Raw genomic sequence first — 3,066 nt, forward strand, 5'->3', positions numbered from 1 at the left:
CGTCCAGGATCGCCGCCATCGGGGCCGGGGAGTGCGTGTGCCAGAGGGTCGCCCCGCGCTCCTGCACGGCGACGTCCGCGAACTGGAAGACCATGCCCTCGTCCGCCATCAGCCCGGCCGGGATCCGGACGATCTCGCAGCCGGCCGTCCGCAGCGCGGCCGCCGTCTGCCGGTGGACGTCCAGCAGCCCGCCCGGGTGCCCGGTGGCGAACAGCACCCGCTCCGAGCCGTCGGCCGCCTTGCGCAGCCGGGCCGCCGCGCGGTCCAGGGCGGCGACGGTCAGCTCGGGGTCGATGGTGTCCTGGCCGAACCGGTGCTCCGGGTCGTCGCTGACCCCGCACCGCTCGGCCATCACGGCCAGCACGTCCTGCTCGTCGCGCCAGCGGTCGCCGAGCTCCAGGCCCAGCCAGAAGTGGCGGTCGCCGTTGGCGAGCTTGCGGTAGTGGGAGAGGTTGTTGTCGCGGGGGGTCGCGACGTCTCCGGCTATACGCGTACGGACGAGTTGTTCGACGAGGGCGGCGCGGCTGGGTATCGGCATGAACCCATTGTGCCGTCAGGTGTGCGCTGTGTGCCGTTCGTATGAAGCGGTCGGCGATTCCGGGCCCGGGAACGCGGGGCTGAGGTCGCCGCAGCGGCGGCCGGATGCCGCCGGTGGCGCGGGTCCGGAGCCGCGGGACGGCCTCCTCGGGATGTTGGGTGACTGTTAACCCGCGTGTGACCTGGAACTTCCCGCTCCATCCGGACGGGATCATGAAATAGGTCCAGACCACTCCCGGAGGAATTCCGGACCACTCCCCGCACGCCCGGCCGACGTCTCACTCTCCGATCATCGGCGAATGGTCTATACCTTTGGCGCTAGGGTGGGTCCCCCGATACCGGGACATGCACAGCCGTGGGGGGGCTTTATGACCGTCCATCACTTACCTCAACCTCCGTCCGACCAAGAGCTCTACTGGTACTTCGGGCCACAGCGCCGCTGGGTACTGATCAGCTCCTCGTTCGCCTTCGTGCTCACGGCGGCGGCCATGTTCACCTTCGCCCTGCGGACCCCGGCCCTGTGGGCCTTTCTCGCGGTGCTCTCCCTGAACGTCGTCGCCCTCGCGCTCTCGTCGGTCAACAGCCTGCGCCAGCGCCGGCTCACCAGGCGCTCGCACGAAGTGGCCGCCCTGGCAGCCGAGTTCGGCTACCGCTACGTCGTACGTCCCGACCGGGGGCATCTGAAGAAGGCGGGCAACCTCAATCACGCGTTCACCCTGAGCAGCGCGGAGTACATCGCCATCCTGGACGCCGACTTCGCGCCCCGGCCCGACTTCCTGCGCCATCTCGTGCCGTACCTGGCCGACCCGGGCGTCGGCATCGTACAGAGCCCGCAGTGCTTCGACACCGACGAGGCGATGGACTGGATCCAGCGCGCCGCCGGATCGGCCCAGGAGTGGTTCTTCCGGTGGATCCAGCCCTCCCGGGACGCGAGCGACGCGGCCATCTGCTGCGGCAGCAACGCGGTCTACCGGCGCAGCGCCATCGATCTGGCCGGCGGCTTCGCCCGGCTCGACCACAGCGAGGACCTGTACACCGGACTGGCCCTGTACGAGCAGGGGTTCCGGACCCTGTACGTGCCGGTGCTGGTGGCCAAGGGCACCTCGCCGGACAACCTCGCCTCGTTCGTCAACCAGCAGTACCGCTGGGCGATGGGCAACCTGCACCTCATCGGGAGCCCGGTCCTCAAGCGGATGGGCGCTCCCTGGCGGATGCGGCTCTGCTTCCACGAGGGCATCGTCGGCTACCTGACGACGGTGGTGAACACCTTCGCGGCCCCGCTGCCGCCGCTGGTGATGATGTTCTGGTACCCGGACCGCATCCGGCCCTGGCACGTGCTGCCGCTGCTCGCGCCGCTGTGGCTGTGGCACGTGCTGCTGCCGCGGATCAGCCGGACCCGCTGGCGGATCGAGGTGATCCGGGCCAACGTCCTGACGAGCGTGGCCGCGGGGGCCGCCTTCCTGCACACCCTGCGCGGCCGCAGCGCGGCGTGGGTGCCCACCGGGGCAGGCGGCGGGAAGCCGGGCACGATGGCGCGGCGGGTGGTGCTCGTCTCGCTCGGCTGGCTCTGCTGCTCCACCGGGGCGGCCGCGGGCGGCCTCGCACTGGCCGTCGCCCGCAACGGCTGGGAGCCCAACTGGGGTCTTGTCCTCTATCTGTTGGTGCAGCTCCAGATCAACGTGCCCCTGATCAGGGACCTGTTGAGCGAGCTGCGTCCCGCTGCCGCCGCGCGGCGGATCGCCCGGGTCCGGCGGAGCAGACGCTCCGTGCTGCCCAGACGCTGGCCCGAAACGCTGGCCGTGACGGTCACTCTCCTGCTCACCGCCCTGCTCGCGTCCGGCTGGGTCAATCCGATGCTGCCCTGGCTGAGCTGAAAGGCCCTCGTACGATGCCCACCCTCGCCCCTTCCGCTCCGCGGTCCGGGAGCAGTGCCACACCCGGATCGCCGTCCGGCGGCTCCGGCCCCGGCNNTGGGTGAGTTCTTCGCCCGCCGGGCCCGCCGGCTGCTGCCCTCGGCCGCCGTGGTGCTGGTCGCGGTCGCGGTGGCCGGGGCCTGGCTGACCGTGCCGCTGCGCCGCACTGACCTGGAGAACGACGTCGTGGCGGCGGCCCTGTCCGTGGCCAACTGGCGTTTCGTCCAGCAGCAGACCGACTATCTGGCGGCCGGGCAGGACGAGAGCCCGCTGCTGCACTTCTGGTCGCTGGCGGTGGAGGAACAGTTCTATCTGTGCTGGGCCCCGCTGCTCGCCGTGCTCGCGGTCCTCACCGCACGCGCGGCACGCCGGGGGCGTGCTCTGCGGCCCATGGCGGCAGCCGTCACCGCTGTGCTGACGCTCGGCACCTTCGCCCTCTCGCTGCACTGGACGGGCGACTCCGTCTCGCTGGCGTACCTCGGAACGCCCTCGCGGGTCTGGCAGTTCGGCGTCGGCGCGCTGCTGGCGCTCCTGCCGTGGCACCTGCTGCGCGGGCCGCGCTCGCTGCGCCTGCTGTGCGGGTGGGCGGGGGCGGCGGCGCTCGTGTGGTGCGTAC

The 3,066-nt window shown here is 71.5% G+C and carries 2 protein-coding genes and 1 pseudogene; 2 read left to right on the plus strand and 1 reads right to left on the minus strand.

Annotation, left to right across the window (positions count from 1 at the left end; translation table 11 throughout):
* The coding region (locus J1C73_RS22315; protein ID WP_207317983.1) for a phosphatase at nucleotides 1-538 on the minus strand (538 nt) is incomplete at its 3' end.
* 367 nt (nucleotides 539-905) lie between these two features.
* On the opposite strand from J1C73_RS22315, the gene J1C73_RS22320 reads away from it, so the two are divergent.
* The gene (locus J1C73_RS22320; protein WP_207317984.1) at nucleotides 906-2,411 is read left to right on the plus strand and encodes a glycosyltransferase family 2 protein; all 1,506 of its coding nucleotides are present in this window, start codon (nucleotides 906-908) and stop codon (nucleotides 2,409-2,411) included.
* Between the two features lie 99 nt (nucleotides 2,412-2,510).
* Nucleotides 2,511-3,066, plus strand: a pseudogene (locus J1C73_RS22325) (acyltransferase family protein); the annotation flags it as partial.

The organism is Streptomyces laculatispora (assembly GCF_017353455.1).
Lineage (GTDB): Bacteria > Actinomycetota > Actinomycetes > Streptomycetales > Streptomycetaceae > Streptomyces > Streptomyces laculatispora.